This window comes from Clostridium sp., assembly GCF_051278035.1.
Lineage (GTDB): Bacteria > Bacillota > Clostridia > Clostridiales > Clostridiaceae > Clostridium_AD.
This window is the reverse complement of the sequence record NZ_JBNMNU010000016.1, coordinates 13,239-37,395: the sequence shown is the minus strand read 5'-3', so window position 1 is coordinate 37,395 and position 24,157 is coordinate 13,239. Positions and strand designations below refer to the sequence as shown.

20 protein-coding genes are annotated in these 24,157 nt (G+C 32.6%); 19 read left to right on the top strand and 1 reads right to left on the bottom strand.

Translation table 11 applies throughout. From position 1 onward, the window contains the following. From ACJAX4_RS04195 to ACJAX4_RS04145, 11 genes are all read left to right on the top strand, one after another. A partial coding sequence (locus ACJAX4_RS04195; RefSeq protein ID WP_435788203.1) for an ABC transporter permease subunit occupies positions 1–400 on the top strand: 400 nt, incomplete at its 5' end. A 39-nt stretch (positions 401–439) separates the two neighbouring features. Next, entirely contained in the window at positions 440–2,197 is a 1,758-nt protein-coding gene (locus tag ACJAX4_RS04190; RefSeq protein WP_435788202.1) for a sensor histidine kinase, read from the top strand. Continuing rightward, positions 2,190–2,960 (top strand): response regulator transcription factor, encoded by a 771-nt coding sequence (locus ACJAX4_RS04185; RefSeq protein ID WP_435788201.1) that lies wholly within the window; start codon positions 2,190–2,192, stop codon positions 2,958–2,960. The genes ACJAX4_RS04190 and ACJAX4_RS04185 overlap by 8 nt, the downstream gene beginning before the upstream one ends. A 112-nt stretch (positions 2,961–3,072) precedes the next feature. Beyond that, a complete protein-coding gene (locus ACJAX4_RS04180) occupies positions 3,073–4,371 on the top strand; it encodes an extracellular solute-binding protein (RefSeq protein WP_435788200.1) in 1,299 nt (432 codons plus the stop codon). Positions 4,372–4,473: 102 nt separating this feature from the next. Continuing rightward, positions 4,474–5,364 carry a carbohydrate ABC transporter permease gene (locus tag ACJAX4_RS04175; RefSeq protein WP_435788199.1) on the top strand — a complete coding sequence of 297 codons (891 nt, stop codon included), beginning with the start codon at positions 4,474–4,476 and terminating at the stop codon, positions 5,362–5,364. 26 nt (positions 5,365–5,390) lie between these two features. Then, entirely contained in the window at positions 5,391–6,230 is an 840-nt protein-coding gene (locus ACJAX4_RS04170; RefSeq protein WP_435788198.1) for a carbohydrate ABC transporter permease, read from the top strand. A gap of 117 nt (positions 6,231–6,347) precedes the next feature. Next, complete coding sequence (locus ACJAX4_RS04165) at positions 6,348–8,519, top strand: glycoside hydrolase family 3 C-terminal domain-containing protein (RefSeq protein WP_435788197.1); 2,172 nt, start codon at positions 6,348–6,350, stop codon at positions 8,517–8,519. A gap of 99 nt (positions 8,520–8,618) precedes the next feature. Then, positions 8,619–9,800 (top strand): ROK family transcriptional regulator, encoded by a 1,182-nt coding sequence (locus ACJAX4_RS04160; protein WP_435788196.1) that lies wholly within the window; start codon positions 8,619–8,621, stop codon positions 9,798–9,800. 11 nt (positions 9,801–9,811) lie between these two features. Next, positions 9,812–11,338 (top strand): xylulokinase, encoded by a 1,527-nt coding sequence (xylB, locus tag ACJAX4_RS04155; protein WP_435788195.1) that lies wholly within the window; start codon positions 9,812–9,814, stop codon positions 11,336–11,338. A gap of 23 nt (positions 11,339–11,361) precedes the next feature. Beyond that, positions 11,362–12,408 (top strand): aldose epimerase family protein, encoded by a 1,047-nt coding sequence (locus tag ACJAX4_RS04150; RefSeq protein ID WP_435788194.1) that lies wholly within the window; start codon positions 11,362–11,364, stop codon positions 12,406–12,408. A 240-nt stretch (positions 12,409–12,648) separates the two neighbouring features. Further along, a complete protein-coding gene (locus ACJAX4_RS04145; protein WP_435788193.1) occupies positions 12,649–13,866 on the top strand; it encodes a 6-phosphofructokinase in 1,218 nt (405 codons plus the stop codon). A gap of 54 nt (positions 13,867–13,920) precedes the next feature. On the opposite strand, the gene ACJAX4_RS04140 is transcribed toward ACJAX4_RS04145, so the two are convergent. Continuing rightward, the gene (locus ACJAX4_RS04140; RefSeq protein WP_435788192.1) at positions 13,921–15,141 is read right to left on the bottom strand and encodes an alanyl-tRNA editing protein; all 1,221 of its coding nucleotides are present in this window, start codon (positions 15,139–15,141) and stop codon (positions 13,921–13,923) included. Between the two features lie 189 nt (positions 15,142–15,330). Here ACJAX4_RS04140 and ACJAX4_RS04135 point away from each other — a divergent pair, with 189 nt between their 5' ends. The 8 genes from ACJAX4_RS04135 (at position 15,331) to ACJAX4_RS04100 (ending at position 24,068) form a co-directional block, all read left to right on the top strand. After that, a complete protein-coding gene (locus tag ACJAX4_RS04135) occupies positions 15,331–16,548 on the top strand; it encodes an NAD(P)/FAD-dependent oxidoreductase (RefSeq protein WP_435788191.1) in 1,218 nt (405 codons plus the stop codon). Positions 16,549–16,749: 201 nt separating this feature from the next. Beyond that, the gene (locus ACJAX4_RS04130; RefSeq protein WP_435788190.1) at positions 16,750–17,556 is read left to right on the top strand and encodes a PAS domain S-box protein; all 807 of its coding nucleotides are present in this window, start codon (positions 16,750–16,752) and stop codon (positions 17,554–17,556) included. Further along, positions 17,541–18,773, top strand: a complete 1,233-nt coding sequence (locus ACJAX4_RS04125; RefSeq protein WP_435788189.1) for a PAS domain-containing sensor histidine kinase — start codon at positions 17,541–17,543, stop codon at positions 18,771–18,773. The genes ACJAX4_RS04130 and ACJAX4_RS04125 overlap by 16 nt, the downstream gene beginning before the upstream one ends. 51 nt (positions 18,774–18,824) lie before the next feature. Next, a complete protein-coding gene (locus ACJAX4_RS04120; protein WP_435788188.1) occupies positions 18,825–19,607 on the top strand; it encodes a hypothetical protein in 783 nt (260 codons plus the stop codon). Between the two features lie 36 nt (positions 19,608–19,643). Beyond that, on the top strand, positions 19,644–20,510 hold the full coding sequence (locus ACJAX4_RS04115; RefSeq protein WP_435788187.1) for a hypothetical protein: 867 nt from the start codon (positions 19,644–19,646) through the stop codon (positions 20,508–20,510). Between the two features lie 241 nt (positions 20,511–20,751). Further along, positions 20,752–21,657: a putative selenate ABC transporter substrate-binding protein gene (locus ACJAX4_RS04110; RefSeq protein ID WP_435788186.1), complete on the top strand. Its 906-nt coding sequence runs from the start codon at positions 20,752–20,754 to the stop codon at positions 21,655–21,657. 16 nt (positions 21,658–21,673) lie between these two features. After that, the gene (locus ACJAX4_RS04105) at positions 21,674–22,435 is read left to right on the top strand and encodes a phosphonate ABC transporter ATP-binding protein (protein WP_435788185.1); all 762 of its coding nucleotides are present in this window, start codon (positions 21,674–21,676) and stop codon (positions 22,433–22,435) included. 130 nt (positions 22,436–22,565) lie between these two features. Then, positions 22,566–24,068 (top strand): PhnE/PtxC family ABC transporter permease, encoded by a 1,503-nt coding sequence (locus ACJAX4_RS04100; protein ID WP_435788184.1) that lies wholly within the window; start codon positions 22,566–22,568, stop codon positions 24,066–24,068. Positions 24,069–24,157 lie beyond the last annotated feature (89 nt).

The window sequence follows — 24,157 nt, the reverse complement described above, 5'->3', positions numbered from 1 at the left end:
TACATTTGGGAGACATATTTATGCACTTGGAGGAAATGAAAAAGCTGCAAGGCTTTCTGGAGTAAAAACAAAATGGGTTGTATTCTTGGTTTTTGTTAATATGGGGATTTTATCTGCCCTTGCTGGACTTGTATTTGCGGCAAGATTAAATTCTGCAACGCCGAATGCCGGGGTTGGGTTTGAACTTGATGCTATTGCGGCATGCTTTATAGGAGGAGCTTCAACAGCAGGTGGTATTGGAACAGTCATGGGAGCAATAATTGGGGGCCTATTCATGGGAGTTATGAATAACGGAATGTCACTAATTGGAGTAGGAATTGATTGGCAACAGACTATAAAGGGCATGGTACTATTACTTGCTGTAGCATTTGATGTATACTCAAAATCAAAAACAACGTAATTAAAGTTTATACACTAGTTGTGAGTAGGAGATTATTATATGAGAAATAAAGTAATGGAGATATTTAAGAATTTTAAGTTAGGTACAAAGATAATAGTATGCTACTTTATAATATCTGTAATATCAATATCTTTTAGTACATTTATTTATCAAGAAATAAATAAGAGAATAATGACACAAAAGGTAGGTGAAATGGCAGTTCAAACACTGAAAACAATAGATTCTAATTTGAATTTATTAATATATACAGTTAATAATGAATCTAAAATTCTTTTATCTGATCAAAGTGTTCAGAATATTTTGAAAAATGGCAATAAGTACTTTAATTATGATAGTCAAACTACTGTTAATAGAAATCTGACAGAACTCATACAATCAAATATGTTTATCTCCTCTGTGTATATATTTGATAATTATGGAAATAGATACTTTGTGGACAAGAAAGCGTATAAATCATTTAATCTTAAGGATATAGAAAATTCCTACTGGTATGATGATCTTCAAAAAGCAAAGGGTGGATATTTATTGAAAAGTGACGGTGGAAGGTTATTTAATCAACCGGACCAGAAAGTTATTTCAATTATAAGAGTTATTAATGATTTAGAAAGTCAGATGCCTATTGGAACAATGGTAATAAATATTCCTGAAGAAGCAATTTCTAAGTCTTTTAAGAATATTACGGAAAAAGGTGACATTGGCATCCTTTTAAGGGATCAAAATAATAATGATATTATTAATTCAATGGATTTGTCGAAATATCATATTAAAGATAGTGATGAGTACGAAATGAAGGAAAATCATTACTATCATATTGAAAAGGTAGAGGATAATAATTATATTATCTCTTATTTAAAAAATGATATGAATTTTACAATAATAAGTATAGTTCCCTTTAGTGAAATTTCAAAGCAGTCAAATATATATATGCTTGTAATTTTTGGAATGCTTATTTTAAGTAGTATTATGAGTTTTTTTGGTTTAATATTAGTGTCTTCTAGCATAACAAGGCCAATAAATAAATTAATAAAATCTATGAGAGCAGTTGAAAATGGGGAATTCAGAAAAGTAAATATAGAAACGGGAAATGATGAAATTGGAAAATTAAAAAATGTATATAATACTATGATTTATAAAATAGAAAATTTAATAGAACAAATTAAGAAGGAACAGAAGATAAAGAGAAAGGCGGAACTTAATGTACTCCAATCCCAAATTAAGCCACACTTCTTATATAATTCTTTTGATGCAATAAGTTGTTTAGCATTAGAAGGACGAAATAATGAAGTATATAAAATCATTAAGGCATTAGGTAATTTTTACAGAACAAGTCTTAGTAATGGAAAAGAAGTGGTAACCGTTGATGAGGAGCTTCAGACAGTTAAAAGTTATATTACAATACAACAAATAAGGTATGATAATATATTCACAATTAGTATGGATATAGATGAAAGGGCCAATGAATATAAAATATTGAAATTAGTTATACAGCCTTTAGTTGAAAATTCAATATATCATGGAATAAAAACCACAAATAGGAAGGGGAAAATATTTATAAGTACATCTTTGAAAAATGATTATGTTGAAATTGTGGTACAAGATGATGGTGTTGGAATAAGCAAGGATAAACTTCAAAATATAAAGCAGCAGAGTACAAAAGGAATAGGACTTCGTGGTACCATGGAAAGATTAAATATTTTTTATAGTGGAAAAAGTAAGTTCGAAGTGGAAAGCAAAACTGACGAGGGAACTAAAATTACAATTCATATTCCTATCGAACAGGAGGAAAATAATGAGTAGTAATACTATAAAAGTCTTAATTGTTGATGATGAACACTTAGTAAGAAATCTATTAAAAATATGTATAGATTGGAACTCCATAGGCATGGAAATTATAGGGGAAGCTGCGTCGGGTGAGGATGCAATAGAGCTAGTTTGTAAATACCAGCCGGAATTAATTTTTACAGATATTTGCATGAACAATATGGATGGTATTGAGTTTGCCGATTCGGTAATGAAAAGTTATCCTAATATAAAGGTAGTTGTTATCTCAGGATATGATGATTTTAAGTATGCTCAGAGATGTATTAGAGCTGGAATTAAAGATTATTTGTTAAAACCCATTAATGATGAGATGGTATTAGAAACTGCTTTGAAGATGAAAAAGTCAATAGAAGAAGAACGAGAAGCTTTATCTGCAATTACAAGAGAACATGATATTTATAATTTACCGGGGAAAAAGTCAAATAAATTTATTGATGAAATAACTGAATATGTAAAGCTAAACTATGGAGATTGTGAACTTACTTTATCAAAGGTAGCACATGTATTTTTTATTAATGCAAGTTATTTAAGCAGAATATTTAAAAAAGAAATGGGAATTAACTTTATGGAATATTTAGTGAGAATAAGGATTGAAAGAGCTATTATGCTTCTTAATAATATGGATTTAAAAGCATATGAGATAGGTGAAAAAGTGGGCATATCTGATTCTAGTTATTTTAGTACCTGTTTTAAAAAAAATACTGGGTATTCAATTAGTGAATATAGAAGAGATAATTAAAAGAGTAAAAATATCTAATGAAAAAGTAAAAATTCTAAATTCATTTAGATAGTTTTGGGGTTTATAATTAAGTTGTAAACGTAAACAAAATATTATAATGGAGGGGAATTATATGAATAAAAGATTCAAGAAAATTTCATCATTGTTATTAACAATTGCATTAACTTCAAGTCTTGTGGCTTGCGGTAACAAGGCCTCTGATAGTGAGAAAACCGGAGGAGAACAAGAGAAAATAACATTAAAATTTTGGCATATATGGACATCTGATACTGACTCAAACAGACAAAATGTAGAAGCTGTAATTAAGGAGTGGAATGACGCAAATCCTAATGTGCAAATTGCAGCAGAAGCCACTGAAAATGAGGCATACAAGACAAAAATAAAGACAGCAATATCTGCTAACGAAGCACCAGACATATTTGTAACTTGGGGAGCGGGATTTTCTAAACCGTTTGTCGATGCATCTAAAGTATTACCTTTAGATGATTACTTAAAAGATGGAACTAAAGAAAGACTATTAGACGGAACACTTACGTATTTAACCTATGATGAAAAAACTTATGGATTGCCATATACCAGTGATATGGGCATATTCTATGTAAATAAAGAATTATTTGATGAAAATAATATAAAGATACCTGAAAACTATGATGATTTACTAGTTGCAGTAAAAGAATTCAATGCTAAAGGAATTACACCTATGGCTGTTGGTGCTAAAGACAAATGGCCAGGAATGTTCTATTATGATGCATTAGCACTCCGCGAGGGTGGTGCAAAATTAAGTAATGATGCTCTAGCTAAGAAAGCATCATTTGAAGATCCTGCTTTTGTAAATGCAGCAGCAAAATTAAAACAACTTGTAGATGCAGGTGCATTTAACCCGGCAGCACTTGGTTTAACTAGAGACGAATCTGAAGTGCCATTTCTTCAAGGAAAGATTCCAATGTATTATAACGGAAGTTGGCTAGGTGGTAGTATCGAAGAGGATACATCAGCGGTTAAAGGTAAAATCATAGCTATGAATTTTCCAACAATTAATGATGGGTCTGGTGATAAAGATGAGTTTTTAGGTGGAGCTATCATGGGATTTATGGTTAATGCAGATACAGAATACAAAGATGAGTCCACTAGAGCTCTTAAATATATAGCAGAAAACATATCTAAGAAATTATATGAGACAGGTGCTGGAATACCAACTTGGAAAGTGGATGTTGATGAATCAAAACTTTCTCCAATCACTAAACAAATAGTTGATATAGCTAAGAAGTCCACAGGAAATGTTGTTTGGTGGGATAGTTACCTAGGCGGCGCAGACGCTGAGACTCATAAGGATTTAGTTGCACAGATTTTTGGTGGCCAAATAACCCCCGAAGATTTTGCAAAACAGATGGAAGCACTCAATAAAAAATAAATAAGAATTTGGAAGTGAATCTCCTGTTAATTACATAATGAAAAGTAATTGGCAGGAGAATTTGCATATGAAAACCTTGAAAAATGAAGGGGGCATCAAGACATGGATAAGGTATTAAAAGATAAAAAAGCAATATTAATATTTATTTTTCCGGCATTATTAATATTTTCTATTGCTATTATACTTCCTATTATATCTTCAACTTACTATAGTCTTTTAAGTTGGGATGGAATAGGAGAAGCTTCGTTTGTTGGATTTAAGAATTATATAGATTTATTCGTAAACAATACAGATGGATTTACAATGTCAGTTATTAATTCATTTATACTAGCTGTGCTATCAGTAACTATTCAGTTATCATTAGCACTTACATTAGCTTTTATTTTGGCTAGGGGTATTAAGGGTGAGAGCATCTTTAGAACTTTATACTTTATACCAGTAATAATATCAACTGTGGTTATTGGTCAACTTTGGATGAAAATATATCACCCTGACTATGGAATGTTAAATATTCTTCTGGAAAATATAGGATTAGAAAAATATGCACACGCTTGGCTTGCGGATCCAAAAACAGCACTATTTGCGGTTTTTGTACCAATTATTTGGCAATATATTGGTTATCATATGCTTCTAATATATGCTGGAATTAAATCAGTTTCTCCAGATATATATGAGGCAGCAAAAATAGATGGAGCTTCTGAGTTTAAAATGGCTACTGCAATAACTATTCCTCTTATCAAACCAATATTACAGGTATGCACGGTATTTGCAGTTACAGGTTCTTTTAAGGCTTTTGATTTGATTTATATTATAACAAATGGTGGACCACTACATGCAAGTGAGGTTCCAAGTACATTAATGTATAGTACAATTTTTGATAAATACATGTATGGATATGGAAGCGCTATGTCTACATTTATTATTGTAGAATGTTTAGTATTTACATTAATATTGCGTAAAATGTTCCAAACTAAAAAAGACAGTCAAGCTTGATATTAATAAGATTAGGAGGAATTTTTATGGAACAGGTAAAAAAGCAGAAAATTAAAAGTACAATATTAACAGCTACATTAATTATAGTTGCAGTGATCCAGTTATATCCTTTAATTTGGCTAGTGTTAGTTTCATTCAAGGATAATACTGAGATTTTTGGAGGAAATGTTCTTGGATTACCTAAGGTATGGAAAATATCCAACTATACTAGTGCCCTTACCAGTGGAAAAGTAGGAGTATATTTTATAAATAGTGTAGTTGTTACAGGAGCAACTATTGTTATTTCAAGCATCCTTATAGCTACATCTTCATATGCAATAGCCCGAATGAAATGGAAGTATAGTAAATTAACATTAATTATTTTCCTGCTCGGGATGATGGTGCCAATACATTCAACTTTACTACCACTATTTTTAATATTAAGAAAATTAAATATACTAAATACTTATTGGGCTCTAATAATCCCATATGTGGCATTTGCTCTTCCTATGGGGATTTTTATAATGACAAGTTTCCTTGAGGGAATACCAAAGGAGCTAGAAGAAGCAGCCTGTATTGATGGCTGCAATATATATCAAATTTTCTATAAGATTGTTTTACCATTATTAAAACCTTCACTAGCAACTGTTGCCATATTCACATATTTAGCAAGTTGGAATGAACTTATGTTTGCAAACACATTTTTGAATAATCCAGACCTTAAAACATTGCCGGTTGGTATAATGTCAATGGCAGGACAGCATGCTACGGAGTGGGGTCCAATTCTAGCAGGACTTGTTATCGCAACATTACCAACTATTCTAATATATATACCACTTAGCAACCAAGTGCAGAAGAGTTTAATGACTGGTGCTGTTAAAGGCTAATTATATTATTAAAAAACTTCTTAAACAAGGTTTATAAAGTCTTTAAAAAGTGATATAATGAAATTATATAGTTAAACATTTACAAAATATATATAGAGGAAGGAATGATAAATTTATATGATAGATTTACCTTTGTATAAAAATGAGAATTTAAGTTTTGAAGAGCGTGCTAAAGATATGGTATCCAATATGACGCTATTTGAAAAAGTTAGTCAAATGACTTATAATTCCGCTGCTGTGCCAAGGCTTGGCATATCATCTTATAACTGGTGGAATGAAGCACTGCATGGAGTTGCTAGAGCTGGTGTTGCTACAATGTTTCCACAGGCTATAGGAATGGCAGCTACCTTTGATGAGAAATTAATTTATGAAGTTGCTGGGGTTATTTCAACTGAAGGGAGAGCTAAATATCATGAATATCAAAGAAAAGGTGACCATGATATTTATAAGGGATTAACTTTCTGGTCTCCTAACATTAATATTTTTAGAGATCCAAGATGGGGACGTGGTCATGAAACATATGGTGAGGATCCTTATCTAACAGGAAGACTCGGTGTAGCATTTATCAAAGGGTTACAAGGAAATGAAAAATATATGAAATCAGCTGCTTGTGCCAAACATTTTGCAGTACATAGCGGTCCTGAAGCGGAGCGTCATAGTTTTAATGCAGTAGTGTCTAAAAAAGACCTTCGGGAAACCTATCTACCAGCTTTTAAGGATGCTGTTGTGGAAGCTAAAGTGGAAGCTGTGATGGGCGCTTATAACAGAACAAACGACGAACCTTGTTGTGGAAGTAAGGCGCTTTTAAGTGTTATTCTTCGCGAAGAATGGGATTTTAAAGGACATGTAGTTTCAGACTGCTGGGCAATAAAAGATTTCCATGAAAATCATAGGATTACTAGTAATGCTGTAGAATCAGTTGCGCTTGCTGTTAATAATGGCTGTGATTTGAACTGTGGTAACATGTATCTCAATGTTTTAATTGCTTGTAAAGAAGGTCTTGTTTTAGAAGAGACCATTGATAAATCAGTTGAAAGGCTTATAACTACTAGAATGAAACTTGGTATGTTTGATAATCCGCGAGTGGTGCCTTACACAAGTATTCCTTATGAAGAAAATGACTCGAAGCAGCATAGAGATTTTGCTTTGAAGGTATCAGAGAAAACAATGGTTCTTTTAAAGAATGAAAACAATATACTACCACTTAACAAAGATAATATTAACTCTATAGCGGTAATTGGGCCAAACGCAAATAGTAGAGATGCGCTAATTGGAAATTATTTTGGTACAGCATCAAAATATGTGACAGTTCTAGAGGGTATTCAGCAAGCTGTAAAATCAAATACCAGAGTTTACTATGCGCAGGGTTGTCATCTGCACAAAGATAAAGTGGAAGACCTTGCTATGAAAAATGACAGAATATCAGAAGCAATTTCAGTAGCAGAAAGATCAGATCTTATAGTCATGTGCCTTGGCTTTGATGCAACTATTGAAGGAGAAGAAGGTGATGAGGGCAATATATATGCAGCGGGTGATAAAAATAATTTAAATCTTCCTGGGCTTCAACAAAAACTTTTAGAAGAAGTATATAAGACGGGAAAGCCTGTTATTTTAGTACTTGCATCTGGAAGTGCTCTTGCAGTTAATTTTGCGGATGAACATATACCTGCAATTATACAAGCTTGGTATTCAGGTGCGCAGGGGGGCAAGGCAATATCTTCATTAATTTTCGGTGATTATAGTCCTTCAGGGAAATTACCAGTGACTTTTTATAAAACAACAGAGGAACTTCCAGATTTTATTGATTATTCTATGAAAAATAGAACCTATAGATATATGGAGAATGAGGCGCTTTATCCTTTTGGATATGGACTTAGCTATACAAAATTTGAATACTCTAATCTTGTAATAAGTAAGGATGAAGTTAAATCTGGTGAATCTGTTAAATTTAAAATAACGGTAAAAAACATTGGTGAGCGTGAATCTTACGAAACTGTGCAGTTATATTTGAAAGATGTGGATTCAAGCGTAATTACACCAAAATATGAATTAAAAGGAATCAAAAAGATTAATTTAAAGGTTGGACAAGAGAAGCAAGTTGATTTTGAATTAACATCGAGGCAAATGGCACTTATTGATAACGACGGAAATTGCATTCTTGAACCAGGAATATTTCAGGCTTTTGTGGGAGGAAGTCAGCCAGATCATCGAAGTATTGAGCTTATGGAAACAGATGTGGAAAAATGTACTTTCGAGGTAAAAGGAGAAATATTACAACTAGAATATTAATTACGCATATCAGCATATTCATGAGGTATAATAAAGTAAGACGTATTGAGCAGGGGTACATTATTACTGCTTAAAATATTAGGATATGTGGTGAATAATATGTTAAATAATAAACGAATTATAGATCAAGAAGTAATAAAAGATTCAAATAGAAAGAAGATACTTAATCTTCTGGTGGAAAAAAGAGAGTATACAAAACAAAACATTTCAAAGGCAGTTGGTGTTAGTATTCCCACTGTAATTTCAAATGTTAATGAATTGATAGAAGAAGGCTTAGTTGAAGAGGGTGGAGTTGAGGGATCAACTGGTGGAAGAAAACCTATAATTGTCAGATTTTTACCTGATTCTAAGTATTCTTTTGGTGTAGAATTTATGCTGAAGAATGTAAGGGTTATCTTGGTTAATATTGATGCTAAAATAAAATTTGAGACTGATTTTGCAGTCGAGCATTATAGAGATTTAGAAGGTATTATTGAGAAAATCCACGTAATTATAACTAAGGTTATAATTCAAATGTCAATTAGTACTAAAGATATCCTTGGAATTGGGTTTTCTCTTCCTGGTACAGTTAATGAAGATAGCTTAAATCTTGAACTTGCACCAAATATAGGCATGAAGAATGTGGATTTTAGCATATTCTCCCATATACTTGAGTTTCCTATATTTATAGAGAATGAGGCTAATGCTGCTGCTTTGGGTGAGTTAAACCTTGGTATTGCTAAAAAAATGAAAAATTTAGTTTATCTATCTATCAATGAAGGTATAGGAGCGGGTGTAGTAATTCAAGATCACCTTTACAAAGGAAAAAACAAAAGAGCTGGTGAACTTGGACATATGACAATTGTACCTAATGGGAAACCTTGTAATTGCGGGAGGAAAGGATGCTTGGAGCAATATGCATCTAAAAAAGCTTTAATAGAAAATTATAACAATAAAAGCTTGGAACCTGTGGATACACTAACAGAATTTTTCTCTAAAGTACATGAAAAGGAAAGCGTTGCAATGCTTGAACTTGGAAAATATATAAACTTTCTAGCTATAGGAATTCAAAATATTGTGTTATTTCTAGATCCACATTACGTGGTTCTAGGTGGAGAAATAGGCGAATTTTCAGAATATTATCTTAAGGAGTTAAAAGAAAAAGTTTTTGTAGAAAATAGTTTTTATAACAATACAGATCTTAAAATATTTACAGCTAATCTTAAAAAAGATTCTTCTATTTTAGGTGCAGCGCTACTACCAATGCAAAAGTTATTTTCAATAAATAAAAATATTATATAGGAGGAAATTTTATGACATATGTTTTAGGAATAGATATAGGAACTTCGGGTACAAAGACTATATTGTTCGATGAAAAGGGTAATGATATTTCAAGTGCAGTTCAGGAATACCCATTATATCAACCGGAAATCGGATGGGCTGAGCAAAAGCCAGAAGATTGGTGGGATGCAGTAGTTGCTACAATAAGTTCAGTAATAGGAAAATGCAACGTAAACATTGAAGATATTAAAGGAATAGGGTTATCTGGCCAAATGCATGGTTTGGTTATGCTTGATAGTGAAGGTAAGGTTTTAAGGCCTTCAATAATATGGTGCGATCAAAGGACGGCTGTGGAATGCGAAGAAATAACAAAACTAGTTGGCGCTGAAAGATTAATTGAAATAACAGCGAATCCTGCATTGACTGGTTTTACCGCATCTAAAATAATGTGGGTTAAGAAACATGAACCAGAACTTTATGAAAAAACTTATAAAATACTTCTTCCAAAGGATTATATAAGATTTATGCTTACTGGGGAATTTTGCACAGAAGTATCGGATGCCAGTGGGATGCAGCTTTTGGACGTTCCTAAAAGAATTTGGAGTGATGAGGTCTTAGAAAAGCTTCAAATTGATAAATCATTACTTGGAAAAGTTTATGAATCACAAGAAGTTAGTGGAACGGTAAATAAAACGGCCGCAATGCTTACAGGACTTAAAGAGGGAACTAAGGTAGTTGGAGGAGCAGGAGATCAGGCTGCAGGAGCCATAGGAAATGGAATTGTTAGAACAGGAGCCGTTTCGTCTACAATAGGAACATCAGGTGTGGTTTTTGCGCATACTGATAAAGTTACTATAGATAAAAAAGGTAGAGTACATACATTCTGTCATGCGGTGCCAGGTGCTTGGCACATCATGGGAGTTACTCAAGCAGCAGGACTTTCTTTAAAATGGTTTAAAGATAATTTGTGTGTTTCGGAAAATCAGAACTCTGCTACTACAGGTATAGATGTATACGTAGAGTTAAATAAAGAAGCTAAATCTGCAAAACCCGGCTCGGATGGACTAATGTATTTACCTTATCTTATGGGTGAGCGAACTCCACATTTAGATCCTAATGCAAGAGGAGTATTTTTTGGTCTTACTGCAAGACATAACAAAAATGACATGCTAAGATCCGTCATGGAAGGGGTAGGGTATAGCCTTGTGGACTGCATGGATATAATTAATGAAATGGGTATAACGGTTGATGAAGTGAGGGCTTCAGGCGGTGGTGGTAAAAGTGAAGTCTGGAGACAGATTCAAGCAGATATGTTTAACGCTGAGGTGGTTACTATCAATTCTAGTGAAGGTCCTGCCTTAGGGGTAGCAATTTTAGCACTAGTTGGAGTCGGAGTTTATTCATCTGTAATGGAGGCTTGTGATACTATTATTCATAAGGTTACTTCTCAAAATCCGATTGCTGAAAATGTTACATTGTATAGTAAATATCATAATATTTATAAGGAACTATATGTAGCTTTAAAGCCTAGTTTCATTAATTTAAATAAGATAAAATAAATATGGGGGGGGGGGTGTGAACTATGAGTATAAAAAAAGATTTTGGAATTGTTAATGGAAAATCAGTATACCTTTTTACTATTAAAAACTCAAAGGGTATGACTTTAGAAGTTACTAATTATGGAGCGACATTAGTATCTTTAAAGGTAGAAGGAAATAAGGGGCAGTTTGATGATGTAGTTTTAGGATACGATAAATTAGAAGATTATTTAAAATATAAATTCTTTTATGGAGCAACAATAGGGAGATTCGCTAATAGAATTGAAAATTCAAGTTTTAAGCTCAATGGGACTCAATACAAAGTAGCTAAAAATGAAGGCGAAAATCATTTGCATGGTGGAGTAGTAGGTTTTGATAAGGTAGTTTGGGAAGAAAAATTACAATCAGAGGAATCTAGCATCGAGTTTTCATATCTTAGCAAAGATGGGGAAGAAGGGTATCCTGGAAATCTTAATGTAAGCGTTAGGTATACAGTTACAGAAGACAATGAACTAAAAATAGAATATCATGCTATTTCGGATAAGGATACTATAGTAAATATGACTAATCATTCTTATTTTAATCTTTCAGGCCAAGGGTTTGAAGACGTTTTAAAACATAAGATTATGATTAATGCTGATAAATTTACAATCAATGATATGTATTCTATTCCTACTGGCGAAATAGCTGATGTAACTAATACTCCAATGGATTTTAGAGAGTTAACTTATATTGGAGAAAATATTTCAAGTAACTATGAACAAATCGTGTTTGGTAAAGGTTACGATCATAATTGGGTAATTAATAATAGTGGTAAAAAACTCTCGAAGGCAGCTGTAGTTTATGATGAGAGAAGTGGACGAGTTATGGAAGTTTATACAACTAAACCTGGAGTGCAGTTTTATTCAGGAAATTTTATTGATGGTTTGCAAACAGGAAAAGGTGGTACTACATATCTAAAACGAGGTGGATTTTGTCTTGAAACACAATATTTTCCTGATTCTATTAATCATGAGAATTTTTCATCACCAATACTTACCGCAAATCAGATATATGAGCATAGCACTATATATAAATTTTCGATTAAGTAAGTTGCAGTCTATAGAAATATTTAGAATAAGTGCAATAGTGCTTGCAATTAATGGAAAATTAAATTATACTTTATATAAAGCAAAATCTAACAATTATTACATTTTTATGAGATACTTCGAACCATTAACGTATTATAGACTCAGTATGATTAATAATCACATTGGGTTTTTTTTATAAAGTTTTTATATTTGATATTAACATTGTATAAATAAATTATGAAAATGCTAGGGGTGTAAAATATGATAATTGAAGGAAAAGTTTTAATTGCACAAGGTGGAGGACCAACTGCGGTAATTAATCAATCTCTAGTTGGTGCCGTGCTAGAAGCAAGGAAATTTGCACAGGTAACAAAAGTCTATGGTGCTATTAATGGAGTAAATGGGATAGTTAATGAAAATTTCCATGATTTGAGCCGTGAGACAACTCATAATCTAGAGCAGGTGGCTATGACCCCATCATCAGCACTTTTATCAACACGGGACAAGCCGGATGAAGAATATTGTAAGGAAATATTTAAGGTGCTTAAAGCTCACGAAATAAGATATTTCTTTTATATTGGAGGAAATGACTCATCAGATGCAGTTAGAATAGTAAACCTTCAAGCTAAAATTGCAAAATACGAGCTTAGAGCAATTCATATACCTAAAACTATAGACAATGATCTTATGATTAATGACCATACTCCTGGATATGGATCTGCAGCTAAATATATAACAAATGCATTTATTGGAATCAATCTTGATAACAGAGCATTGCCAGGGGTGTATATAGGGGTAGTAATGGGACGTAATGCAGGGTTTTTAGCAGGAGCAGCAGCCCTTGCTAAAAAGTACGAAGATGATGGTCCACATTTAATATATTTGCCTGAAAGAGTTTTTAAAATAGAACAATTTTTGCTTGATGTAAAAAATATTTATGATAAATATGGAAGATGTGTAATAGCTGTTTCTGAAGGTATTATTGATGAAAAAGGTCAACCAATTATTTCAAGTCTTATGGAAAGAGTAGAAAAAGACGAACACGGGAATATACAATTATCTGGATCAGGAGCATTAGGTGACCTTTTAGGTAACTATATTAGACATAATCTAAATATTAAAAGAGTTAGAACGGATACATTCGGATATTCTCAAAGATGTTTTATGGGGTGTGTCTCAGATGTAGATAAAAATGAAGCCAGAGAAGTAGGAGAAAAAGCTGCGCAGTTTGCACTTTGGGATAATGTTGATGGTTCAATTACTATTCATAGAACAGGTCATTATTCGGTAGATTATAGACTTACGCAATTAGACCTAGTAGCAGGTAAGACAATGGTAATGCCTGATAATTTTATTAACGGTGCATGCAATAATGTAACTGATGCATTTTTGAGTTATGCTAGGCCGCTATTAGGGTCCGATATGCATTATGCACACAGACTTAGAGCATCTAAAGTACCAAAAATTCTAAATAAATAGGTGAAGGGGCTGCCTCAAATGGATTTTTGAGATAGCCCCTTAAAATTGATTGTACTATTTAATTTTTGAACTAGAAATTATGTGTTCTTTAATTTTGTTATGAGCATAATTTAGCGCAGAGTCTAAATTGTTATTATTCTTTCCACCGCCTTGTGCGGAGAAGGCACTTCCACCACCTTTACCATCTATAAGGGTTATTGCATCCTTAAGAAGGACATTCATACTTATAATATTTAAATCTTTTGAGCACATGAATAATATGTTTGCTTTGTCCTCGGATTTTACACCAAATAAAACTATAACATTTGGTGTGGCAACCAATTTTGTTGCCAACATATTAGTGTATTTTAAATCAACATTATCATATATTCCCTTAAGTACCTTAATATCTCCTATTTTAGGGGCAGATGCTAACATATTTTGAACTTCATACTCCGCAACCTCAGCCTTTAATGCTCTTTTTTCAGTAAGTGCCTTATTAAGTTCACCTGAAAGTCTTTGCACTTCAGATAAAACAGTAGCATTATTACAACGTAAAAGTTTAGACATTTTCTCTATAGCCTCATGTTTTGATGCATAATCAGAAATAGCTCTTCCTCCACACATAAACTCAATTCTTAAGCCATTCTTATATTTTTCAAATTTAGTAACCTTAATTAATTGCACTTCAATAGTAGAACTCGGATGTAGACCACAGCAGGGGTTCACATCTATATCAGATATTTTAACTATTCTAATTTTCTCGAAAGCTTTAACTGGGATTTTTTTTACTGATAATTTTTTAAGCTCAGAACTGGTTGGATAAAGTACTTCTATGTTAATATTGTCTAAAATTATATTATTGGCCATTTCTTCGCATTCTTTAAGTTGGCTACTTGAAATAACTTTATCAATATCAATTGTTGCAGAATCATTGCCAAGGTGGAAACCAATGGTAACTGCATTGAATAAATTAGAAATACAAGCAGAAAGTATATGCTGACCAAGGTGTTGCTTCATAAAGTCATACCTTTTCTCAAAGTCTATACTACATTTAACTTTATGAATTTTTAAAGGATTTACTCCTACAACATGATATATTTTTTCGTTTTCTTCATATACATAGGTTACTTTTGCGCCATTTATATAGCCAGTATCACTAGGCTGTCCACCACCTTCTGGATAAAAATAGGTTTTATCAAGCGTAACATGATACTCCATTTCCTTTTGAATTACATCTATGACTTCGGCAGTAAATTCCTTTTGATATGGGTTTTCGTAACATAGTTTTTCCAAAGTTAAACATCTCCTTTTGTTAATTATGTGGAAATGAATACATTATGTATTCAAAATTAATTGCTAATTAAAAAAAATCTTTACTACAAGTTATATTGTACCATTAAAAATTATTATAGGTATACTGGGTTCACAATTGTAGAACACTATAACATCAAGAATTAATAAAAATCAGGCAGGTGGAGTTTTATGAATTTACAATATGTTCAAGGTAAACCATTGTTTATTAATACAAATAGTGTACCGAAACAATATGAATATTTAACAGAAGAAATAGATACAGATGTAATTATAGTAGGAGGAGGAGTTACAGGAGGTATTTTGGGATATTACTTTTCTAAAAGCAATATCAACAGTGTGATTTTAGAGAAGGGGCGAATAGGTCATTTAAGCACAGGTCTTACAACTTCTTTACTTCAGTATGAACTTGATGAGAAATTAAATAATTTAATGGAAGCTACAACAATGGAAAATGTAATAAAATCCTATAACTTGGGTATTAAAGCGCTAAGTGAAATAGATAGGTTTATAAATGAGCACGGGAATCACTGTGACTACAGAGTAAAAGACACATTACTATATACTTCAAAAAAATTAGAGTTTAAAGAAATATATGAAGAATATAGACTTCGATGTGAGAATGGTTTCAATGTAGACTTTATAAATGAGGAAAACAATCCCTTTAGTTTTGATGTAAAAGCAGGCGTTTATTCTAATAATGGTGGAGCACAATTTGATCCATATAAATATACTCACCAATTATTGAAAGTTTCTTGTGATATGGGACTCCGAGTTTATGAAAATACAGAAGTAGTAAAAGTCAATTATGAAAATAGTGGAGTACTAGTAGAAACTTCCTACGGTCATAAAGTTAAGGGCAAAATAGTGATAGTTGCCACAGGGTATAATACAGAATTATTTACTAAGAGAAAGTTTGGAACCAAAACTACTACCTTTAATATAGCCACAAAACCTATTAAAAGCTTTTCAGGATGGAAAAATAGAGTGCTTATTAGAGATAACAATGATCCATATAATTATTTGAGAACTACTGAAGATAATAGAATAATAATAGGTGGAGAAGATATAAATTTTGTGCCAGATATATTTAATGAAAAAGCTGCAAATAAAAAGTATAATATATTAGAGCAGAGATTAAAAGACATGTTTAAGGATATGAAAGACATAGAAATAGAATATAAGTATTGTGGCGCTTTTGCATCAACCAAAGATAACATGGGGTTCTTAGGACCTGACCCAAATAATGATAAGTTATGGTACTGCTTAGGGTATGGAGCTAATGGTATATTATTTTCAATACTAGGTGGTATGATGCTAAGTGATTTATATTTAGGTAAGGACAATGAAGATTTCAGACTTTTTAAAGTTGATAGATTCGATAAATGATAAAGTAACATAATTAAATGGGAAGGCACTCGAAAGTAATACTTGAGTGCCTTCCCTATTTGCTTGACTAATTTTATAATAAATGGATTAGGTCTTCAAATGTATAAAATAATACAAAAAAAGAGGTATATGGTATATTTTGTAGAATATAATATTTTGGAGTGTTGTGAGAACAATTTCATATAGAAAGGGGAGATTAAGATGAGTGATTGCATTTATAATAATGGGATACAAGAAATAGATATTGACAAAATTATAGAGTTATCAAGTATTTTGTTATTTCAAAATAATAGGAATAGTTTGTATAATGAGCTAATTAATATAATAAAGCGTTGTTTTAAAGTGAAAAAGATATTAATTATAGAAGTTATGAATAAAAACTTTGAAGTGGTAGTAGAATGGAAAGATCAATGTGGTGAAGAGAAAATAATTAATAATGATAGCGAAAACTTTGAAGTTTTTCATCCATTAATTTACGACAAAAAATTAATAGGAATTGTATTCATAGAGAAAAATGCTAGCTACAGCAATATAAAACTAAAAATGCTTAAGCTAATTTGTATTCAGGTCGCCTCAGTTATGAAAAAAATAGATGCGGAAGAGGTCAAGGTTCAGAAAATCAAAAATGAATTGAGAGAAAGTGAGGAAGGATATAAAAGATTATTTGAGTTATCTCCTGATGCTATATGTGTGCATAGTAATGGCAAAATAGTCTTAGCTAATCCTGAAACTGGGAAACTGTTCGATATGAAAAATCCTAAGGGCATGATTGGAAGAGATATTATGGATTTTGTTCATCCCAGTTGTAATAACACTGTTAAGAGTAGAATGAAAAAAATATATGAAGGGGGAATGGTTACACCGTTTATAGAAGAAAAAGTTTTTGCGAATGACGGGTCTATTATTGAAGTTGAAGTAGGAACATCAACATTTAAGTATATGGGTAAGCCAGTAATTTTAGTAGTAGCTCGTAATATTAACCAAAGAAAAAAATGGAGAGAAAACTAAGAGAGCATGAATCACTATTAACAGAGATAACTGAAAATATCTCTGAAATGATTGCAAAGACAGATGTAGATGGAACAATTAAATATGTTGCTCCTACTAAAAATGATGTAATTGGATATGGAATAGATAATGTAATTGGAAAGAACATTTTTGATTTAATTTATATAGATGATAGAAAGAATGCATTAAGAAGAATTAGAAAATTAATTAGGACCAAAATAAATTTAGAGATTCAACTTAGATGCATACATGAAAATGGATATATTATTTGGGTAGATGCTAGCTTTAACACTCTATTGGATTACAATAACAAAGTTATCGGATTAATCTTATCAGTAAGAGATAGTACTGTGCGCATTAAAGCTGAACAATGTATAGAAGAAAACAAGGAAAAGGAAATATTGTTAAATCAAGCTATAGAATATGATAAATTTAGAACTGATTTTTTTGCGAATATATCTCATGAATTAAGAACGCCCATCAATGTTATTTTAGGAACGGTGCAACTTATGGATCTGAAATTTAAGGAACTATTTAATATAAATGATGAAAAAGGCAAAAGGCATTTAGAAACTATGAAACAGAACTGTTATAGATTAGTAAGGCTTATCGATAACTTAATAGATGCAACAAAAATAGATGCAGGGTATTTTCAAATTCATTTAAGTAATTGTAATATTGTTAGTGTTATAGAGGAAATAACTTTGTCTGTAGCTGAGTATGTTGAGAATAAAGGTATATCACTTATATTCGATACAGAAATTGAAGAAAAAATAATAGCTTGTGATAAAGACAAAATAGAAAGAATAATGTTAAATCTTATTTCAAATGCAATAAAATTCACAGATCTAGGTGGGGATCTTTTAGTGAATATATTTGAAAGAAATGATAATATTGTTATATCTGTTAGGGACACAGGTATTGGAATATCAAAAGAAAAACAAAAATGTATTTTCGACAGATTTATTCAAGTTGACAAGTCTCTTACGAGAAATAAAGAAGGTAGTGGTATAGGATTATCTTTAGTTAAAGCTTTGGTAGAAATGCATGGAGGGAAAATGTTTTTAGAAAGCGAGGTTAATGTAGGAAGTGAATTTAGTTTTGAAATTCCTATAAAACAGTTACCAGAGAGTGAAGAAAAATATGTTAATAACAATTTTAATGCTGATAGTAATACTGAAAAGATTCATATTGAGTTTTCAGATATATATTTTTAAATGCGTTTGATATATAATAAAAGAATAAAAAGATATATTGGGCGAATTCTTATGTATTACATTATAATGACACTGCTCTTTTTAAAGCCAAGCATTAAAAAAGAGCTTATATATGAACAAATCGCGAGAGGAATAATAGGTCTTATTTTTAGTTGGTTTTTATTTTACGTATTATGCGTGGATAGAAGTATTTACTTTATTATTGCAGCTCTATGGGTACCAGCTATTTTTCAGATGTGTTTAGCATTAGGGTCAAAGGATAAGAATAAAGGGAAATTTGCGGTTCTAATGAGCATACTGTTCCTTTTGAGTATTGGGTATAGCTTATATCCATTTATTACGGCGGGAGCGGAAAAACTTGCAACTTCAGTACCCGTAAAGGAAAGTAGTGATGGAGTTTTAAAAGCTGATGCAAGTCATATAATAGTTATATCACCTGAAACTGCTTATTATGAAATGCAAAAGATGATTGGAACTCTTCCAAATCCAAGCATTTATAGTATAGGACAGCTAGGAATTACTATGACAGGGGATGGCGCCTCATATGTTGCACCTATAGAGGTGGATGGTTTATTTAGAGCACTTACAAATAGCGAAATTCCCGGTGCAATATATGTTTCGGCAGAAAAACCTGAGGAGGCAAAAGTAATTAGTGTACCATCAAAAATAGCAGAATCACTTTTGCTAGGAAAAGATTTAGAAAGGTACTTAAGGAAGCAAAAGCCATCATCAATTCTTTTTCAAGCTAACGTAGAACTTGATGAAGAAAATAATCCTTATTATGTAGGAAGCTATGGACATTATAAATTCGGAAGAAAGTTCCCAGTGATTTAGGGGGTATTACTTTATTCCTTTAAAGATGCTGCGGTTATGGATTATAAAGTGGATAAGGTTCCAGAGTGGGTTGATGAAGTTCACCCATCAGATGTAGCTGAATTATATAATAAATATTTTGGTACGCTTCAAAATGGACTTTTAAACAAGATCATAGCCAAAAAGGGAGTTCATGTATCTACAACTTGGGAAGGAGAAACGCAGGTTCAAGGGCTTAATGTTAATTCCAGAGAAGTTACAGGAGTAATTGACACGGACGGTAAGATGAAGTGGTTCACAGATCATACGAATACTTCAGATGATTCTATTACAATGACAGGTTACTCTATGATGGATATGAGAAGTGGTGAAATGGTTTATTATAAAACTCCTGGTTATATAAATGGGAAAGGGGCTATGAATGCTGTGGATAAAGCTCTTGGTGCAGATAAAGCTAACTGGGCACCAGTTCAACCTCTGTTTTATAATATATTCGGTTCTGAGGCTTGGGTTGTTCCTGTAGTTAACAAAAACGATGGAGCTTTAGTTAAAATAGGAATTGTAGCTGCTAAAAATAGTTATGTTGTGCTTGAAGAGTCTAAAGCGGCAGCAATAGAAAGCTTTAAAAATGCTATATCCTATGGGAAAAAAAGCGATGCTTCAGATAAGAATGCTAACAGTGTAAAAGCTGAAGAAAAGATTATAAGTGGTAAGGTATTAAGAATAAACGCTGTAACCGAGAGTGGAAATACTATTTTCTATGTTAAGCTAGTAGGAAAAAGTAATTTATTCATGGTTACTAAAGCGGCAGGAATTGATATTGTGTTAACTAAGGAAAATGATGAGGTGGAGATAAAGTATCTTGATATTAAAGATAATAGTGTAGTTTCCACTATTGGTTTTAAAAACAGTAATCTTAAATAAAACGGCTAGATTCATAATACTAAGGACTTCAGAGGGAGATTCAAACTCCCTTGAAGTCCATTTTTTTTATGAGCAATGCCACTTGACACGTGAGCGCACCGTTCTGCAAGTATCAAAAAATCAAATAGATAGCATCGAATCTATTTGATTTTACAATTATACTAATCCATGTACTTATATTAAAATGTACTAGGTGTATATAAAAAATACATTAAATTATTTAAGTGTGAGGAGAAAACATATGAAAAAAATTATGGTAGTAGCAATAGCTGGGTTAATGATGATTTCAGTTACAGCTTGTGGAAAAGGCGGACAGAAAGAGGCAACAGAAAAGGAAAAGCCTTCCTTTAAAATAGGAGCGATTCCAGATCAAAATGCATCAGAGCTAAATAGAAATATGGGTGAAATGGCCAAATACTTAAGTGAAGCCACAGGTATAAAGGTTGAGTTTGTTCCTTCTGTAGAATATGCAGCATTAGTAACAGGATTTGAAAGAGGAGAAATTAAGATGGCTTGGTTTGGAGGACTTACTGGAGTACAAGCAAGAGCAGTAGCTCCGGGTTCAGAGGCAATTGTGCAAAGACCAATGGATGCAAAATTTAAATCAGTATTTATAGCTCAAAAGGATTTAGATGTAAAGAAACTTGAGGACTTAAAAGGAAAGACATTTACTTTCGGTAGTGAAAGCTCCACATCAGGTAGCTTAATGCCACGTCATTTTATGGCAGAAGCAGGAATAGATCCAGAGAAGGATCTAAGTGGTGCACCAAATTACTCAGGTAACCATGATAAAACTATTGCGCTTGTACAATCAGGGGCTTTTGAAACTGGAGCTTTAAATATATCAGTTTGGGAAAAAGCTATTAAAGAAAATAAAGTGGATTTAAATAAGATCGGTGTTTTCTATACCACACCAGAATACTTTGATTACAACTGGACAATTAATAATGATGAGAATATAGATGAGGTGTATGGAGCAGGAACTAAAGAAAAAATAAAAAATGCATTACTTTCTATGAGTGTGGAAAAAGGCGGATCTCAAGCCGAAGTTTTGAAGTTCTTCCAAACAGATATGTTTGTAGAATCTAAAAATGAAAATTACAAAGCAATTGAAGAAGTAGGAAAAAAACTAGGAATGGTTAAATAGTAGGTGAAGTTCTTAAATGCAAAATGATAATATTTTTGAAATAAATGAAATATCAAAGATTTATGAGGGGACGAAGGCGTTAGATTCCCTTTCGCTAAGAATTAAAAGGGGCGAGAGGGTAGCGTTAATAGGTCCAAGTGGAGCAGGAAAAACCACTTTATTAAATATTTTGGCAACAGTGGTAAAACCTGATGGGGGAGACATTCTTTTGGATGGCATAGCTATAGAAAATTATAAAGGTGTAAAAGCTTTAGCACAGAAACTTGGAATAATTCATCAGCAGTTTGACTTAGTAGGGCCACTACCTGTAATTCACAATGTTTTGGCAGGAAGGTTAAAGGATTGGGGATTATTCAAATCTTTAATTTCTTTAATAATTCCACAAGATAAGGAATTAGTTATTAAGGCTCTGGACCGCGTAGGACTTAAGGATAAAATTTATGAGAGGACATCTAATTTATCTGGAGGGGAACAGCAGAGAGTTGCTATGGCTAGATTACTTATACAGAATCCTGAAATGATTTTAGCGGATGAGCCAGTATCTTCCTTAGACCCAGCTCGTGCCGAGGATATATTATTTGATCTAACAAATATAGCAAAGGAAGAAGGCAAAACACTTATTGCAAGCCTTCATTCTGTTAAATACGCAAGAAAGTATTTTAGTAGGGTTGTTGCTCTTCGCGCTGGCAAAATATATTTTGATCTCCCAGTGGTGGAAATTACAGATGAGTATTTAAAACAACTTTATAATCTAAAGGAGCTAGTGAAAGATGTATAGGCTTAAGGGAACCTTAAATTATCATAAGAAAGGTATTCTAACATTGATCCTTTCTTTGATATTTATATGGAGCCTTTTTTCGGTAAATTGGGGTTCGGAGCTAATGCACACTGGTGGGAAATCAACATTTATGCAAATTATATACGCACTTTTGCACCCGTCAATAACGGGGGAGATTATTAAATTAGGTTTTAAATCCGCGGGGATAACCCTAGCCTACGCGGTGGCTGGAATGACCTTAGCGTTTATATTTGCTGTTGTTTTTGGGACATTAGCTTCAGGTATTTTAGCTGAAAATGAACTAAGTAGAAAAACTTCTAAGGGTATTTTCAGAGGAATCTTAGGATTTATGAGGGCTATTCATGAATTAGTTTGGGCCTTTCTATTTGTTGCATCAGTGGGACTAACCCCCTTTGCAGCAATTTTTGCTTTAGCTATACCATATGGAGGGAGTTTAGGAAAAATATATGCAGATATATTAAATGATGTTCCTAGTGAACCTATAAGAGCTTTAAGAGCTTCGGGAGCATCAAAGCTTCAGCTTATAATTTATGGTTATTTACCTATGGCTAAAGTGGATATGATTAGCTACACAATGTATAGATTTGAGTGTGCAATACGGTCTTCTACCATTATGAGTTTTGTAGGTCTTGGAGGACTAGGATTTCAAATCCAATTGTCACTACAGGACCTAAATTATAGTGAGGTGTGGACTTTTATGTTCTTCTTAACTGCACTTGTAGTTTTAATTGACTCTTGGAGCAACTCATTTCGAAATGCATTTCTAACGATTGGAACAAAAGTGAAAAAATTTAATGTTGTCAAATTTTCTTATTTTTTATCTATGATATTGATTATAGGCTCTTGGATGTTTATATTTGTAATAGATAAGGCAGATTTCTTTGGAATGTTTACAGAGAAAAATCTTATGTTCACTAAAAAATTTATAATCCGTTTACTAGGAATTAATGAGGTGAGTCCGGCATTCTTAAATAAGGAAAGCTTAATAAATGCATTAAAACTTACATATGAAACACTTCAGATGGGCATTATGGCTATAGGATTTGCGACTATAGCTATGTTACTTACCGTAATTCCAGCAGCGAGAAATGTAGCTGATGGTACAATTACATTAAAAAAGAGATGGTATAGATGGCTTATATTTGGAGCGATACGCAGTGCGTATATATTCTCAAGGGCAGTGCCAGAGTTGGTTTGGGCTATGATTATAGTTTTTATTCTTAAACCAGGAATTCTTCCTGGAGCCTTAGCCTTAGGTATACACAACTTTGGTATACTAGGAAAGCTATGCTCAGAAGTAATAGAGGACTTAGAGATGAGACCAGTTAGAAACTTAGCCTCGTGTGGAGCAAATTCACATCAAATGTTCTTTTATGGAGTGATCCCTATGGTTATGCCGAAGTTCATAACATATATTCTCTATCGGGGTGAAGTAATCCTTCGAACCACTATCACAGTGGGGTTTGTTGGTGCAGGAGGTCTAGGGCAACAATTCAAGCTAAGTATGAGCTACTTTAAATATACCGAAATAACCCTAATACTTATTTGCTATATACTTCTTGTAGTTCTTGCGGAGTTATTATCAGGATTTGCGAGAAAGTTAAGCGATTAAGCTTTGGACAATCTTCACAAGAACTACATAAGTTTATGATATATTTCCTCTGTACTTTATAAATTATAAAAGAGCGAAGGAGATGTACT

Bases quoted from the DNA above. Each gene is read 5' to 3' on its own strand.
- ACJAX4_RS04170 (WP_435788198.1), top strand. From the start codon at position 5,391: ATGGAACAGGTAAAAAAGCAGAAAATTAAAAGTACAATATTAACAGCT.
- ACJAX4_RS04185 (WP_435788201.1), top strand. From the start codon at position 2,190: ATGAGTAGTAATACTATAAAAGTCTTAATTGTTGATGATGAACACTTA.
- ACJAX4_RS04115 (WP_435788187.1), top strand. From the start codon at position 19,644: ATGGATTATAAAGTGGATAAGGTTCCAGAGTGGGTTGATGAAGTTCAC.
- ACJAX4_RS04165 (WP_435788197.1), top strand. From the start codon at position 6,348: ATGATAGATTTACCTTTGTATAAAAATGAGAATTTAAGTTTTGAAGAG.
- ACJAX4_RS04135 (WP_435788191.1), top strand. From the start codon at position 15,331: ATGAATTTACAATATGTTCAAGGTAAACCATTGTTTATTAATACAAAT.
- ACJAX4_RS04160 (WP_435788196.1), top strand. From the start codon at position 8,619: ATGTTAAATAATAAACGAATTATAGATCAAGAAGTAATAAAAGATTCA.
- ACJAX4_RS04145 (WP_435788193.1), top strand. From the start codon at position 12,649: ATGATAATTGAAGGAAAAGTTTTAATTGCACAAGGTGGAGGACCAACT.
- ACJAX4_RS04110 (WP_435788186.1), top strand. From the start codon at position 20,752: ATGAAAAAAATTATGGTAGTAGCAATAGCTGGGTTAATGATGATTTCA.
- ACJAX4_RS04100 (WP_435788184.1), top strand. From the start codon at position 22,566: ATGCAAATTATATACGCACTTTTGCACCCGTCAATAACGGGGGAGATT.
- xylB (WP_435788195.1), top strand. From the start codon at position 9,812: ATGACATATGTTTTAGGAATAGATATAGGAACTTCGGGTACAAAGACT.
- ACJAX4_RS04150 (WP_435788194.1), top strand. From the start codon at position 11,362: ATGAGTATAAAAAAAGATTTTGGAATTGTTAATGGAAAATCAGTATAC.
- ACJAX4_RS04120 (WP_435788188.1), top strand. From the start codon at position 18,825: ATGTATTACATTATAATGACACTGCTCTTTTTAAAGCCAAGCATTAAA.
- ACJAX4_RS04125 (WP_435788189.1), top strand. From the start codon at position 17,541: ATGGAGAGAAAACTAAGAGAGCATGAATCACTATTAACAGAGATAACT.
- ACJAX4_RS04175 (WP_435788199.1), top strand. From the start codon at position 4,474: ATGGATAAGGTATTAAAAGATAAAAAAGCAATATTAATATTTATTTTT.
- ACJAX4_RS04105 (WP_435788185.1), top strand. From the start codon at position 21,674: ATGCAAAATGATAATATTTTTGAAATAAATGAAATATCAAAGATTTAT.
- ACJAX4_RS04190 (WP_435788202.1), top strand. From the start codon at position 440: ATGAGAAATAAAGTAATGGAGATATTTAAGAATTTTAAGTTAGGTACA.
- ACJAX4_RS04130 (WP_435788190.1), top strand. From the start codon at position 16,750: ATGAGTGATTGCATTTATAATAATGGGATACAAGAAATAGATATTGAC.
- ACJAX4_RS04180 (WP_435788200.1), top strand. From the start codon at position 3,073: ATGAATAAAAGATTCAAGAAAATTTCATCATTGTTATTAACAATTGCA.